Genomic DNA, 14151 nt, shown 5'->3' with positions numbered 1-14151 from the left:
CCACCTCGGCGCCGAGCACAGTGGCCAACGGGTCGAACTCCGGACTGTCCTGACCAGTCATCGTGACCGTTCCTCCTGCGCCGAAGGGCCGAGCAGCATGCTCCGCAGCGACGCGATGCCGTCGGCGCCGGCTCGCCGCGCGNACGCCGGGTTGCCGCCGAGCAGTCGGGCGACCTCGGTGTACGGGAGGCCGGCCAGGAAGTGGTAGGCGACGGTCTCCCGTTGCTTGCGAGGAAGTCGCCGCAGGGCGTCCCAGAGGTCCAGGCCGGCGTCGCGTTCCTCCCACCTGATCGTCTCCGGGAGACGCTCCGTCGGCGCGGGACGCCGCGACTGGGCACGAAGCTGATCGATCGCCTTGTTCCGGGCGATCGTCACCAGCCACGCCTCGACGTTGCTGCCCGGCGCCAGCTCCGGGTAGGCCCGCAGCGCAGCGAGAAACGTCTCTGACCAGGCGTCCTCGGCCAGCATCGGCCCGACGACGGCCCAGCAGACCCGCAGCACCATCGGCCCGTAGCGTTCGANGACGACCTCGAACGGTTCTCGCCCCATGNCAGGAGAACGCCTCACCCGGCCCAAGTGTGAGCCGACGACGCAACGCGACGCGACGTGCTGGCCGCAGCCGGCAGCCGGCAGGACGGTTACGGCTTTCGGCCGACTCCGCCGAAGATGTGGAGCGGCTGCGGCGCCGGGCCGGGCGCGGGCCGCCAGAGGGGGGTCGAGACCACGCCGGGCTCGGCGAGCTCGAGGCCGTCGAAGAAGGACGTGACCTGCTCGGGGGTGCGCAGGTTGTAGGGGTGCCCGTCCGCCTGGGTGATCTCGATGGCCTTGTCCACGTCCTCGCCGTGGGTGCCGTCGTTGAGGGCGAGGTAGCTTCCCGGCTGCACCCCGTCGAGCAGCCGCTTCACGATCGCACTCGCCTCGTCGTTGTCGGCCACGTTCCCGACGATCCCGAACATCACGAGGGCGATCGGCTGGCTGAAGTCCAGCAGCTCGGCGGCCTGCGCGAGAATCGTGTCGGGGTCGCNCACATCGGCGTCGACGTAGGCGGTCGCGCCGCCGGGTGCGCTGGTCAGCAGCGCGCGGGCGTGCACCAGCACCAGCGGGTCGTTGTCGACGTAGACGATGCGGGAGTCCGCCGCGATCCGCTGCGCGACCTCATGGGTGTTGTCGGCGGTCGGCAGGCCGGTGCCGATGTCCAGGAACTGGCGGATACCCACCTCGCCCGCGAGAAAGGTGATCGCTCGGACCAGGAACTCCCGTTGCGCGCGGGCGACGTGCACGATGTCCGGGTAGACCTCGAAGACCTTGTCGCCCAGCTCCCGGTCGGCGGGGAAGTTGTCCTTGCCCCCCAGCCAGTAGTTCCAGACCCGAGCGGAATGCGGCACGCTCGTGTCCACCCGCGACCATGCGCTCTGCGCCTGCTCGTCAGCACCCATATCGCTCNTCATGTACCACCGGTCGCACACCGCAGCCAGGAGACCCGGTCGGTCCCTGCCGGGAGCACCGGTGCGTCGTGNGCGCCCCGCGGGGTTGATGGGGACTCCGCCCGCACCGACCGCGAGTACGGCACAGTCAGGCCGTGCAGGCGCCGACGTCGAACCGTTCGATGAGGAGGCGCAGGTCCTTAGCCGAGGTCTTGCTGTCGGGGGACCAATGCGGCCTCAGTGAAGCGCGACTGATGACGCGGATTCGAGCGCGCCCTCGGCGGCGAGCCCTACCCGTCAGCACCGGGACGGGCCAGCAGAGCCTGGAGTTCACCGCAGCCGCGTCGGCTTCCCTCGTGACAGCCAGCCTCGACCAGGGCGTCAACGTCGAGGTGCTGCGGCCTGTCCTTGACATCGTCCGCCGGTAGATCGCCGCCGACGACCCGGTCGCCGGGGGCGCCACGCTGACGCCCACGCCGACAGCCGCCGTTGCCGCCAGCGAGNTGACCATCCTCAGCCTCACTGACTACCACGGAGCACAACCGGGCGCGCCGGGATCTTGCACGGCGGCGGCTCGGGCGACGTCGCGACGACGCTCGGCGTGGGTGAACGCGAGGAACTCGTCGAGCTCCTCGTCGGAGTCGGACCAGGACCAGGACCAGGACCAGGACCAGGACCAGCCTATGGCAGCGTCTAGGTCGCAGACTGTGACCGGCTGTAGTCAGCCGAAGCCGTCGCCTGATCGCGCACACCGGCAGACATCGGGCACCCAGCGTCTTCAGGGCGTTCTCTCACCTGCCGGGCCAGGCCGGCTACAACAAGCTACTACGGCCAGCGTTACCGCTGGTCAAGGGCATGACTGGGCTGGTCGCGNCGGACAGTGAATTCTGGTTCGACAACCACTGGAGCAGCGATGCGACCACCGTGCCGGGCGGAATGTCGCGGCCGACGGTGCGGCACGTGGAGCTGGCCGGCTCCGGCTACGGTTACTGCGCGTCGAACTCTCGATTCTGCCGGGGGTTGAAGCTGTACGGGGAATTGGCACCTCGTGCCATCCCACCCTCAGCGGTGTGGAATCCTGACGATGGGCGGAGACTGCCCGCCGTGATGTCAGGAGCATCGCAAGCCCGACGTTCTCACCGTGGGTGCCCGCATCTTTCGCAGTGTTGAGGAGATCTGGACTGGTGCGAGTTTCAATATTTTGCCGCCGCTGGGCGGCGGGGTGCGCCGCGGTGCTGGCGTTCAGCCTGACCGCGTGTTCCGGCTCGTCCGGAGGGTCCGATGGGGTGAGCCCATNGGCCACGGGGTCCGCTGCCGAGTCGAGTTACGCGACGCCGCTGAAGGGGATCTGCCCGTCCACGGTCGTCATTCAGGCGAACTGGTGGCCTGGCCTTCCCGACGGGTACCTGTACCAGCTTCTAGGCCCTAACCCGACGATCGACGTGAGCAAGAACCGAGTTGAGGGACCGCTGGGTGCTACCGGTGTGAGGCTCCAAGTGCGCGCCGGCGGGCCGGCGACGGGTTTCCAGCCGGTGACCTCGCTACTGGCTCAGGACGATAGCATCCTGGCCGGCTATGTGGGAACGGACGAGGCTGTGCAGGCCTCCGGGGGGCGGCCGCCGGTCGCCGTCTTCGCGCCCTACGAGAAGTCTCCGCTGGCGCTAATCTGGGGCAACCCGGCGTGGAACTTCACCAACGTCGCCGAGATCCGCCAGTCGGGCGCGACGGTGTTGGCCAGCGCGAGCGGGACGTCTTTTCCCGATGTCTTCGTCCGGGAGGGGTCGCTGACCAAGTCCCAGGTCGACACCTCCTATCAGGGGTCCCCGGACCGGTTCGTCGCCGCCGACGGCAAGATCGTGCAGCAGGCTTTCGTCACCAACGAGCCCTACCTGCTCCAGCACGACGTCAAGGCGTGGGGCAAGCCGGTGAAGCACCTACTTCTGCAGGACGAATACCCTGCGTACATATCCGCGTTGGCCGTTCGGCCGGACAAGGTGTCGACCCAGCGCNCCTGCCTGGCCAAGCTGGTGCCGCTGTTGCAGNGGGCGCAGCGGGACTACGTCGCTAATCCGGCACCGGTGAACCAGCTCCTGCTGAAGGTCGTCAGTACGCTGCACACGGGCGGATTCACCCTCTCGTCGGGGCTGCTCGCGTACGGCAACGCCACGCAGAAGCAACTCGGGTTGATCNCTGACGGTAGTGACGGAGTGCTGGGCAGCTTCNACACGGCCCGGGTAGGGAAGCTGATCGGCCGGCTGGTCCCGGTCTTCACTGCGAAGGGCAGTACGCCGAAGGCGGTGCTGGTTCCTTCGGACCTGGTGACCAACGAGTTCCTCGACAAGACGGTGGCGTTGAAGTAGGGGACGCCAGCGGCGACGGAAGAAGGGCGCCGTCCGGGGCGGGGCCGCCCCGGACGGTCCCTATGATGAGCATCGGGTCCTTGTGACCACGCGGCGAAGGGAACGTTACTCATGAGCGACGCTTCGACACCCGTTGTCGACATCACCGTGCCGCACTCGGCGCGGGTGTGGAATTATTGGCTGGGCGGGAAGGACCACTATCCGGTGGACCGCGAGTTCGGCGACCGGCTCTACGAGTTGCTCCCCGAGATTGTGCAGATCGCCCGGCAGGCTCGGGCCTTTCTCGGCCGCGCGGTCACCTACCTGGCCGGTGAGGTGGGTATCCGGCAGTTCCTCGACATCGGTACCGGCCTGCCGACGGCCGACAACACCCATGAGGTAGCGCAGNGGATCGTCCCCGACTCGCGGATCGTCTACGTCGACCACGATCCGCTGGTCTTGGCGCACGCGCGGGCCCTGCTGGTCGGCACGCCCGAGGGGGCTACCAACTACGTCGATGCNGACGTCCGCGAGCCGAAGAAGATCCTCCAGGCCGCCCGCGAGACCCTGGACTTCACCCAGCCGATCGGATTGATCATGCTCGGGATCATGGGAAACGTGGCCGACCTCGACGAGGCATACGCGATCGTGCGCGAGCTGTGNGAATCCCTGCCCGCCGGCAGCTATCTTGTGTTCAAGGACGGCACCTACGCCGTGATGGGCGAGGACCGTGCCGACGCCATCCACGATCTCCACGAGCACGAGAGCTTTCCGTACCACATGCGCACCCCCGAGCAGGTGGCCCGTTTTCTCGACGGTTTCGAACTCGTCGAGCCGGGTCTGGTCTCGACGCCGTTGTGGCGGCCAGGCCCCTCGGCCGAACCGCCCCGGGCGATCGACGACCTGTGTGGCGTCGGCCGGAAGCCCTGACTTCCGCCTTTCGGTCGGAAGCGGGCGTCACGCGACGTGCTGCGAGGCGATTTTTTCGATGACCTTTGCCGTGTCGTCGGGCGTCGTGCTCTTGAGCACCAGATTGTCCATGGCGAGCGTGTAGCGGGTGACGTCGTCCGGCTTGTCGAGATATACGGCGCCCGTGAGGTGCTCCAGGTAAACGACATCGGTGATGTCCGGCTCACCGAACCGCAGAATGCTGAAAGCGCCCCCTTCGGCGGGGTGGGGGCCGACGTTGAATGGAATCACCTGGATGGTGATGTTCGGGTTCGCGTTCAGGGCGATCAGGTGTTCGAGCTGGCCTTNCATGACGGCCGGCCCGGCGACCGAGCGCCACAGTGCCGCCTCGTCAATGATCGCCCATACCCGGGGCGGATCTGGCCGGTCGAGAATGGCCTGCCTACTTATCCGCGCCTGGACCCGACGTTCGACGGCGTCGGCGCCGTCGACCTGGCGAGCTCCGGCCATGACGGCACGGGCGTAATCCTTGGTCTGGAGGAGGCCNGGGATGAATTGAAGCTCGTAGGTCCGGATCAGGACCGCCGCTTCCTCCAGGCCCAGGTATGGCTGAAACCACCCCGGCACCACGTCGGTGAAACCCTNCCACCAACCGGGCTCGTTAGCCTGACGGGTGAGTTCGAGCAGCGGCGAGCGGTCCCTCTCGTCCGTGACTCCATACAGTGTCAGCAAGTCGGCCACATCGCGTTCCTTGAAACTGACCCGACCCAACTCCAACCGGCTGATCTTCGAATCGGATGNCCGGATGCTGTAGCCAGCATCCACCCGGCTAATGCCTTTCGCTTCNCGGAGTCTCCGCAACTGCGTGCCCAGTACAATGCGGCGCACTATCGGGCCGCCTGCCCGTTGCAGCGTCATTCCCCCGCCTTCATCCGGCCACGTTCTCTTCAGCGTACCGGATGATGATGGAAGTCAGGTAGCCGGGTTCACCACACAGCGCCGGGACAACCGAGCTGGCGGCCCTCGCTCCGGGACTGTTTCCCGGCCCTGACACCGGGACGACGTCAGGGTGCGCCCGGTAACGCCCCGTGCCAGCGGGCTACGATTCGGTCAGAAAGGACGCCGACAGGTCGCCGACGGCCCGGCTCCGGGCCAGGAAGGGAGAGCCGATGCCCATTATGCCGGGGATCNCATTGGCATTCGACGACGTGGGAAAGACCTTCCCCGATGGCACTGACGCGTTGCGGGGAGTGTCACTTAAAGTCGCCGACGGCGAGNTCGTGACGGTGGTCGGGCCTTCGGGTNCAGGGAAATCCACGCTCTTGCGGATCGCGTCGGGGTTGACCGAGCCCTCCAGTGGGACGATTGCCGTTGGGCCCAACACCCCTGGCTACGTTTTTCAAGATCCCACGCTACTGCCGTGGCGCACCGTTGAGGGCAATGTCGGCCTGTTCGCCCAACTCGACCGCGTGCCGAAGAAACGGCGGCGCGAACTCGTGGCCGCGGCAATCTCCCTCACCGAGCTCGAGGGATTCGAGCGGCACCGGCCCACGGCGCTGTCCGGCGGCATGCGGATGCGGGTCTCGCTCGCCCGGGCGCTCACGGTGCGGCCGTCGCTGTTCCTTTTCGACGAGCCGTTCGGCGCGCTCGACGAGATCACCCGGCAGCGGCTCGGCGAGGAGGTGCAGCGGCTCCACGCCCGCGAGCGGTTCGCGGGCCTGTTCGTCACGCACTCGGTCGTGGAGGCGGTCTGGCTCGCCAACCGGGTCGTCGTCCTGTCAGCCCGACCGGGGCGGGTCCTCGCGCAGGTCGACGTCCCGTTCGCCTACCCGCGGCCCGCCGACCTGCGCTTCGACGCCGCCTTCGGCGACGTCGCCCGGACCGTCTCGGCGGCGCTGCAGGAGTCGTTCACATGACGGCGACTGCCCGGGCACCGCTCGCGGCCCCGGCGGCCGAGAGCCCTCGCCGCCCTGGCCGCCTGCACCGCACGGCCCGCGGGGCCGGGCCGCCGCTGGTCGTGCTGGCCGCCGTCGTCGGCGTCTGGTACGCCGTGACCTACCTCGCGCTGGCCCCCCGCCGCCGCTTCCTCCTGCCGCCGCCGCACGAGGTCGTCACCGACGGCTTCGGGGACTGGACCACCTTCCACGAGACCCTGAGGGGACTGGGCGCGACGGCGAAGGTCGCGCTCGTGGGGCTCGCCATCGCCGCCACCCTCGGGATGGTCTTCGCCGTGCTGATGAGCCAGGCAGGCTGGGTCGAGCGGTCGTTCTACCCTTGGGCGGTGGCGCTCCAGACGATCCCGATCCTCGCGATCGTGCCGCTGATCGGGTTCTGGCTGGGATACGGATTCTGGTCCCGTACCGTCGTGTGCGTCCTGGTCGCCTTGTTCCCCATCATCACCAACACCCTGTTCGGGCTCCGGTCGACCGACGCCGAGCAGCATGACCTGTTCACGCTGCGCCAGGCCGGCCGGTGGGCAAGGCTCGTCCACCTCGAGTTCCCCAGCGCCCTGCCCGCGGTGTTCACGGGGCTGCGTATCTCCGCCGGGCTGTCGGTCATCGGCGCGATCGTCGGCGACTTCTTCTTCCGGCAGGGGCAGCCGGGCATCGGCAGCCTCATCGACGACTACACCCAGCGCCTCCAGTCCGCACCGCTGTTTGCCGCGATCATAGTGTCCTCCCTGTTCGGCCTAGCGCTGTTCTGGCTGTTCGGGCTGGCCGCCCNCATCGCCGTCGGCGCCTGGCACACCCCCCGCCGCCGATCCTGACCCCCATCGACGCCGACACCGTGTTCAGCGAGCAGCTCGCGGAACGGACGGACTCCGAGATCGTCGCCGTTGCCCCCGGGCAGCATCGCTACCGGCGCATTCCCCGACCCACAGCCACCACGTGACGACCAGCAAACAAGTCCAAGGGATCGAGCGTCAACTTCTACCCGATCGACACGAAAGGACTACATAGAGGCGTGCGGCATGTGATCGTCGCTATGTGGGTCACGACGGGATTGCGCATCATGGTCGCATCCGGATGACCGTGTTCGTGACGGTGAAGGCGTACCCGACCGTCTCGGACAAGTACGGCGAGGCAGTGTGTGTGGCGGGGATCCGGACGGATGTGATCCCCCACGAGTGGGTTCGGCTGTTTCCGGTGCACTTTCGCGATCTTCCTCGCGAACAGCAGTTCCGGAAGTGGGAGTTCATCGAGCTCGAAGCCCGACGCGGATCGGAAGACCGACGACCCGAGAGCTATCGGCCGATCCTTGACACCATTCAGCGAGGGAGGTTCATGGAGACGGGGAAGGACTGGGCGGAACGCCGCTGGCACCTCGAACCGTTCCTCCAGCCCAGCGTCTGCGGCCCTGGTGGCGTCCACGAGCGTCGTCGCGCCGACAACACCTCACTGGCCGTCATCGAGCCGCGCGAGGTCTTCGACTTCTCCGTGGAGCCGGCGGCCGGTTGGACCGCGAGCCAACGTGGCGTGATCGACCAGATGCGTCTCGGTGAGCCCGAACGCAGCCGGGAGTCTCTGGAGGAGCTGCCGTTCAAGTTCCGCTACCGGTACTACTGTCAGGTGAGCACCTGTAGCGGCCACCNCCACTCGATCATCGACTGGGAGATCGGGCAGGCATACCGCTCCTGGCGGGCCCGATACGGCGACGAGCAGGTCCTGGGCAAGATCCGCCAGAAGTGGTTCAAAGAGCTCGCCAGTCCGAAGCGGGACACCTACTTCATGATCGGAAATGCTCACCAGTTCCCCAACTCGTTCATGGTCCTCGGAGTCGTGTGGCCACCAGCAAGACCCCAGCTATCCCTCTTCTGACCCGAGCAGAGTTTCCTTTACCACTTTGATCACCGAGGGTAGGCTACCGAGCGTGNCTGGACGAACCCGCGAAGAAGACCGGCCCAACGTCGATGCCGGCCGTCGGCTGGGTGCCCATATCCGTACACGGCGCGAGGAGCTCAACCTCAGTCGTGCCGCGCTTGCCGAAGCAGCCGGCATCTCTCCGGTGACCCTGGCACGCATCGAGCAGCAGCGGACTGTCAACCCCCGGCTGTTCACGGTTGCCGCCCTTGCCGCCACGTTCGACACCACCCTTGACGACCTCCTCGCGGCCGCCATGGCACCCCGAGCGGGTCAGTTCGTGTCGGTCGGCTATGAGGGCCGCACCCTCGATGCTTTCGTCAGCTACCTCCTTGACTGGCGGGTCGGCACCGTCGCGGACATCCGCCTCAACGCCGTCAGCCGTCGCCCTGGCTTCAGCAAGACCCGCCTACGCGATGCCCTCCATGAAGCCGGCATCGACTACCTGCACCTACGCGCGCTCGGCAACCCCAAGCACAACCGCGAACCGTTTCGCACCGGCCGCGTCGATGAAGGCTGCCGCGTCTACCGACAGCAGATCGACCATCCAGACGCCACCCAGGCGCTCGACCTCCTCGCGTCCCGCGGTCGCGAGCACCCCACCGCCGTCCTGTGTGTCGAGCATGACGAGTCGGCCTGCCACCGCCAGGTCGTTCTCGACCTTTTGCCCCGACTTCCCAACGTGGCCGCCGGATCGGTGACCGGCCCTCGACGCAGCCTCGGCCTCAGCCCNTCAGGATCTGATCACACGTGATCAGTTGGCCGATTCCGATGAATGTGGCGGCGATCAGGAGGACAACAAGATCTACGTGAAGTGCCTCGACGGGGAGGAGCTGCGGATGAGAGGCCGGATCGAGAAGACCCTCGGCTGGAAGCCGGCCTGCCTTGAGCAGAGGGGCGGGCCAGGCGAGCCCGACCAGACGTAGCCGCCGAATTTCGGCGCCAGTTCGGCGCGGACCACCGGAGTTCACCAGCCCGAGCCGGACACAGCCGGCCGGTCCCAGGGGATACACCAGACCACAGTGCCTGGTAGGCGGGCACTTGAGGCTGGTCGACGAGGTGTGCCCCCAACGGGATACGCAGCAGACCCGTGCAGAACTGACCAGCACTTCGGCGTCAGGCCGGCTCACCATCGAACGCGATTTTGAGCTTCCCGCACGTNGAGGCAGCCGATGATAGCGTCCAGCGACCGACCTGCCGACGGCGCTGCGGGCAGGAGGGGACACTCCGCCACCTCTGGCGTCACCATGATCATGGTGCTGGTGATGGGACTTAGCTTCCTGTTCGGGTTCGGCAACTCGTGGACGCTGGGGATTCAGCTCGGTGTGNCACCGTACGTCGCGCCGTTGGTTGCTCCAGCAGTGGACCTGTCCGTGATCGGTCTCTTGATCGGTATCCACCAGCTGGCACTCGGCGGCGCGAGCGCTCGACAGATGGGACCGGCCTTGCGGCTGCTCGTGTTCGCCGGGTTCGTCACGCTGGCGCTGAACGTCGCCGAACCTCTCATCGAACGGAACTACGGAAGAGCGGCCTTCGACGCCGTCGGTCCCCTTCTACTGATCGGCTGGGNCGAGGTCGGGCCGGGCCTGGTCCAAACCATGAAGGCCATCGAGACCGTGGCAGTCCAGCCCACATCCACCAATCGCCCACTCGCAGCGAACGAAGCATCCGGGCAACCGGGAGACCTCGGCCCCACGGCACCCGTGCCAGCGGTACCCCACACAAGGCAGCCAGACGACGGCGCCAACCCCCTCCAGAGCGTTCAACCAGCCGGGCCGAACAGCACACCGTCAGGATCGCTGGCAGACGATGCCGCCTCCGATCTGGAGCAAGGCACGCCAGCAAGTTCATCGCCGACGACCGAGGTAGGGGAAGGAAAGACAGGGCAGTGCCGGGGTCGGAGCAATGCTCGCGAGCAAGATCTGCTCCACCGGGCGCGCGCCGAGGACGTGCTGCACTGGCAGNAGCACCAGCGCCCGATCTCTGCGGAAACCTTGCGCAAACGGCTCCACGTCGGTGCTCCCACCGCTCGCAAGCTGGTCGCGCAGCTACGCAGCGACACCCACACCCAGATCGAAGGGGCCAGGGACTAATCGCCTGCCTCGGGCTTCNGAGCGGGTGCTGTAGTCGGGGTGAACGTCGAGCCAGCGGAGCACATGATCAGCATCCAGGATCGCCGTGGTCGGCATCGGCAGTGTGACCGTGGCGTCGGCGTTCACCATCGTCAGATAGCCCGGAGCCAGCCAGGTGAGCGAGGCAGGCCGTCGGGCTCACCTGACCGTTGACGTGGAGCGGCGGGAGGTACGGCAGCGCGGCGCCGGCTGCGTCGCCGATCCGCGCGACGCCCCACGGCTCGACAGATATCGGTGCATCGGGTCACGTCAGGCATGACTCGGCCGCACCGTCAGCCACATCATCGCAGGTAGGAGGGCGCCGCCCGCCGCTCGTCGGGCGCCGGGGTGTCCCTACGGCTGCGGATGGGTGCTGAAGAACCGCCAGATGACCTGCGTCGCGTTGAGCGCGGTGGACGGCGGGTCGCTGTTCAGCAGCTTCTGCACGAGGACGTTTGGCTTCGCGCCGGGCCACTGGTGCCCGGCGCCGGCGATCGTGATGAGCTTGACGCCGCGGTGGTCGGCGCAGGTCGCTTCGGAGGTGGTCACCACACCGGCGGTGGTGACGGTGGGCGTGGCGCAGTGGTCGGTCCGGAGCCAGGCGGCGTTCAGGGNGGGGNCGGCCGGTCCGTCGATGGTCGCGTCGCGNTTGTGGCCTGGTCCGCCGTTGTAGGGGATACGGATGTCGGTGGTGCCGTGGATGTGGATGACCGAGATGGGCGCGGGGGACGGGCAGTCGGCCATCTCAGTGGCCGAGTCGGGGCCGATGGCGGCGAAGATCCGGGTTTTGCAGGCCAGCGTGTAGACCATGATGCCGCCATTGCTGATCCCGGTGGCATACACCCGTCGTGGATCGATCGGGGTTGCGTGTTCGATGGTGGTGACCATTCGGGTGAGGAAGGCGAGGTCGTCGACGTTGTCCCGGGCTGGTTGGCCGCAACAGCCGCCGCCGCCGACGTTCCAGGCCCTGTTGAGGCCGTCAGGATAGGCGACGAGGAAGTGCCCGCTGTCGGCTTCGGCGTCCCAGCCGTACGACTTCTCGGCCTGGCTGCCGCTGCCGTAGCCGCCGTGCAGCATCACGACAAGCGGCGCCGGCCCGGCCATGGTCGCCGGGCGGTACAGGTGGAAGGTGCGGGTGACGCCGCCGACGGTGAGGGTCTGGGTCGAGGACCCGGGCGGGATGGCCTGAGTGCCTGCGGAAGTCGTGGACGCGCCGGCAGGGACGCCGGTGGACGACGACCTGCAGNCGGCCAGGACAAGCATCAGCAACGCAAGTGTGATCGGTACCGAGGGCCGCCACCAACGACTGAAGTTGGGTACGGCAGCCGACACGGACGGCAGTTCAAGGCAGGAGACCTGTCGATCTCGACAAAGCATGACAACCCTTGTGGTTGAGCAACCATCCCGGCCGGCACCTGCGGTGCCGACGTTTGAAACGCACCAGTCGGAACCCGTTCGCCTGCTGTCCCGATGGTCAGGAGCTGCGGAGGCATGCCTGCGGGCCGTCGGCGGAAAGGGTGGACAGCGAGCAGAGGGCTGACCGCGGGTAGTAGTCCTTCATGACGACTGCGGCCGAGGCGGGTCTGTTGTCAGATGGCACGTCCTGGACCGACTCATCGAACCCGCCGCCGAGAAGGTTACGAAACAGCAGTATGTGCTGGGTGGTCGGGTCGGCGTTGGAGAACGGTACGAACGTTGCTCCCGGGATGTTCTCGATCGCCGATCGCTGCGCCTCGGTACCGACCACGAACGTGTAGTAACCGGTCGAGTCGAGGCCGGTCTTGTAGTCGGCCCGGCAGCCGTAGTCCAGACTGCCGTCGGGCAGGGTGTTGACGACGACCGGCAGAGGCGGGATGGCCAGGTTGTCGCACAACGACCAGTAGCGGATGTCCGAGGNGGCGGAGGGCCATGGCATCGGGTCGTTGGACTGCGGTGTTCGCGGAGCCTTCCCGCGGATGACGAGAACCGTGTTGCCGGTGGGTGGGGTCAGCTCCTCCGACAGGTAGGCGTTGTCCGGATTGGGAAACAGACCGCCGGTGCCGGAGGAACCGCGGGCAAACTGGGGTCCCGCAGAGTCGGCTGCGCTCGACACCGTCGCCTCGGCGACGGTGGGCGGGTCGGACGACGGGGTGGAACCGCAGGCTGGCGGGGTGACCGACGTGCCGTCCTGGTCGAATGTCAGGGTCGGCAGGGGGATGCTGGAGGGGTTACCGTCGGCCGGCAGATAGGCGCGGTAGATGAGATACCCGGTCCGGCCGGACGGAGTGCCGGNGGGGGCGAGAGGCACGGTGTTGGTCTCACCGGTCGCCGCGTTCTGGCTCAGGGNGACGGNGAAGTGTCCGCTGGGCGCGGCGGTCTGTTGCCAGGGATTGGTGCTGCCCGCATCCGGTGCTGTCAGGTAGTCCGGCAGGCTGGAGCTGACGCCGTTGGTCATGAAAGGCGATCGGTTGCTGTCATAGACCGTCAGGGATGTGTAGCGCGCGTCGGCATANGAACCCGAGACGGTGACCTGTAGGCCGTCCTGCACGGTGAACGGGGTCGTCCAGTAGGTGGCGTCGCTGTCAGGGAAGGCCACGTTGGTGGTGGACGGCGTGGTCTCCAACCGCCACGCACAGGCGGGCGTGGTCAACGTCGGCGTCGCTGCGCTGGCCAGCGCCGGCATGGCCAGGACGGTCGCCGTGATCGTCATCAGGCTCAGCGACCAACCGCGCCGCAGCCGTGATGTGCTCACGGCGAGCATGTCCAGGCGACCGAGCCGTCGATCGCGGTGCCGCCGGGGGTCTGCCCGGCGACGGTGAAAGAGCCGCCGCCGGTGGTGACAGTGGTCGGCACCGGCCCGGCGGGCAGGGTGATGACGGTGCCGTCGGCCTCGGTCAGCTGCCCGGTGACGACGGCGGGGTAGGTGCCCGGTCCGTGGTAGCCGGGGGCCCGGACGGTGAACGACAGCACGTCGCCCCCGATCGGCACGCTGGTGACGGACGCCTGGTACACATGGCCGGTCGTGCAGGTGACGGTCGTGTTCACGGTGCCGTTGACGGCCACCGGTTCGAGGATCGACACCGTGACCGAACCGGTCCCGGTCCCCACCGCCGCCGGTGTTGCGGCGTTCGCCGCGGGGGTGAGACCAACCGCCACGGTGGCGCCGACCACTGCGGTCAGACCCGCCATCCTGGCGCCGGCGCGGCGACTGGCGGGTCTGCGATGACATCCCATCACTGCACTCCTCAGAACTCTCGGAAGCGGTGGATTCTCCACAACCGAGACTGCTTCCTCCGGATTTGTCGTAGTTGTACGTTCCGTTCGGATTGCATGTGAGCGCAGCGTCGAGGCCGGCCTGCGGCTAATCGGCGGTGCAGGCGTCGGCGGCCAGGGTGGCGTAGGGGGTGGGGGCCCCGGCCGAAGGAGCAAAGGAGGGAGAAAGGCGGGGGTACCGACTGCGGCGACGCGCGCGGTCTCCTTGGCGCGGCTGGGGCAGCGGGCCGGTCCGTCGGGAAGCCTGGTCGGCAGC

General features: G+C 67.7%; 6 protein-coding genes and 15 pseudogenes. 9 read left to right on the top strand and 12 right to left on the bottom strand.

Annotated features, from left to right (window positions below):
* Window positions 1-57: 57 nt before the first annotated feature.
* The 4 genes and pseudogenes from UK94_RS73840 to UK94_RS51960 form a co-directional block, all read right to left on the bottom strand.
* Window positions 58-142 (bottom strand): annotated as a pseudogene (locus UK94_RS73840) (RNA polymerase subunit sigma-24); the annotation flags it as partial.
* Window position 143: 1 nt separating this feature from the next.
* Window positions 144-521, bottom strand: a pseudogene (locus tag UK94_RS14290) (sigma-70 family RNA polymerase sigma factor); the annotation flags it as partial.
* 117 nt (window positions 522-638) lie between these two features.
* Window positions 639-1024: pseudogene (locus UK94_RS51965) on the bottom strand (SAM-dependent methyltransferase); the annotation flags it as partial.
* Between the two features lies 1 nt (window position 1025).
* The coding region (locus UK94_RS51960) for an SAM-dependent methyltransferase (RefSeq protein WP_235487906.1) at window positions 1026-1436 on the bottom strand (411 nt) is incomplete at its 3' end.
* A gap of 2459 nt (window positions 1437-3895) precedes the next feature.
* Here UK94_RS51960 and UK94_RS51955 point away from each other — a divergent pair.
* From UK94_RS51955 to UK94_RS51940, 4 genes and pseudogenes are all read left to right on the top strand, one after another.
* A pseudogene (locus UK94_RS51955) lies at window positions 3896-4171 on the top strand (SAM-dependent methyltransferase); the annotation flags it as partial.
* A 1-nt stretch (window position 4172) separates the two neighbouring features.
* Window positions 4173-4284, top strand: a pseudogene (locus UK94_RS51950) (SAM-dependent methyltransferase); the annotation flags it as partial.
* 1 nt (window position 4285) lies between these two features.
* A pseudogene (locus tag UK94_RS51945) lies at window positions 4286-4425 on the top strand (SAM-dependent methyltransferase); the annotation flags it as partial.
* 1 nt (window position 4426) lies between these two features.
* A partial coding sequence (locus tag UK94_RS51940) for an SAM-dependent methyltransferase (protein WP_235487904.1) occupies window positions 4427-4693 on the top strand: 267 nt, incomplete at its 5' end.
* 27 nt (window positions 4694-4720) lie between these two features.
* Here UK94_RS51940 and UK94_RS51935 read toward each other — a convergent pair.
* The 6 genes and pseudogenes from UK94_RS51935 to UK94_RS73830 form a co-directional block, all read right to left on the bottom strand.
* Window positions 4721-5019, bottom strand: a pseudogene (locus tag UK94_RS51935) (DUF5753 domain-containing protein); the annotation flags it as partial.
* A 1-nt stretch (window position 5020) separates the two neighbouring features.
* Window positions 5021-5218 (bottom strand): annotated as a pseudogene (locus UK94_RS51930) (Scr1 family TA system antitoxin-like transcriptional regulator); the annotation flags it as partial.
* 1 nt (window position 5219) lies between these two features.
* Window positions 5220-5316 (bottom strand): annotated as a pseudogene (locus tag UK94_RS51925) (transcriptional regulator); the annotation flags it as partial.
* A gap of 1 nt (window position 5317) precedes the next feature.
* A pseudogene (locus UK94_RS51920) lies at window positions 5318-5472 on the bottom strand (transcriptional regulator); the annotation flags it as partial.
* 1 nt (window position 5473) lies between these two features.
* A pseudogene (locus UK94_RS73835) lies at window positions 5474-5518 on the bottom strand (hypothetical protein); the annotation flags it as partial.
* Window position 5519: 1 nt separating this feature from the next.
* Window positions 5520-5590 (bottom strand): hypothetical protein (locus UK94_RS73830; RefSeq protein WP_268761354.1); only part of this gene is annotated, 71 nt, incomplete at its 3' end.
* Between the two features lie 290 nt (window positions 5591-5880).
* Here UK94_RS73830 and UK94_RS51915 point away from each other — a divergent pair.
* The 5 genes and pseudogenes from UK94_RS51915 to UK94_RS51905 all read left to right on the top strand — a co-directional run.
* Window positions 5881-5949, top strand: a pseudogene (locus UK94_RS51915) (hypothetical protein); the annotation flags it as partial.
* Between the two features lie 28 nt (window positions 5950-5977).
* Window positions 5978-6588 (top strand): ABC transporter ATP-binding protein (locus UK94_RS14260; protein WP_235487902.1); only part of this gene is annotated, 611 nt, incomplete at its 5' end.
* Window positions 6585-7395, top strand: a pseudogene (locus UK94_RS14255) (ABC transporter permease); the annotation flags it as partial. The gene UK94_RS14260 and the pseudogene UK94_RS14255, both read left to right, overlap by 4 nt.
* 2466 nt (window positions 7396-9861) lie before the next feature.
* Window positions 9862-10101, top strand: a pseudogene (locus UK94_RS51910) (hypothetical protein); the annotation flags it as partial.
* Between the two features lies 1 nt (window position 10102).
* Window positions 10103-10496, top strand: a pseudogene (locus tag UK94_RS51905) (hypothetical protein); the annotation flags it as partial.
* Window positions 10497-11292: 796 nt separating this feature from the next.
* Here the strand turns inward: UK94_RS51905 and UK94_RS51900 are convergent.
* Window positions 11293-11765: PHB depolymerase family esterase (locus tag UK94_RS51900; RefSeq protein ID WP_313949508.1), on the bottom strand; the 473-nt coding region annotated here is incomplete at its 3' end.
* A 1605-nt stretch (window positions 11766-13370) separates the two neighbouring features.
* The gene (locus tag UK94_RS14220; RefSeq protein WP_157734252.1) at window positions 13371-13811 is read right to left on the bottom strand and encodes a hypothetical protein; all 441 of its coding nucleotides are present in this window, start codon (window positions 13809-13811) and stop codon (window positions 13371-13373) included.
* Window positions 13812-14151: the final 340 nt, after the last annotated feature.

The sequence above is a fragment of the Frankia sp. AvcI1 genome, from assembly GCF_001420875.1.
GTDB lineage: Bacteria > Actinomycetota > Actinomycetes > Frankiales > Frankiaceae > Frankia > Frankia alni.
Note: the sequence above shows the minus strand (reverse complement) of the source record. Positions and strands in the feature narration are given on the sequence as shown.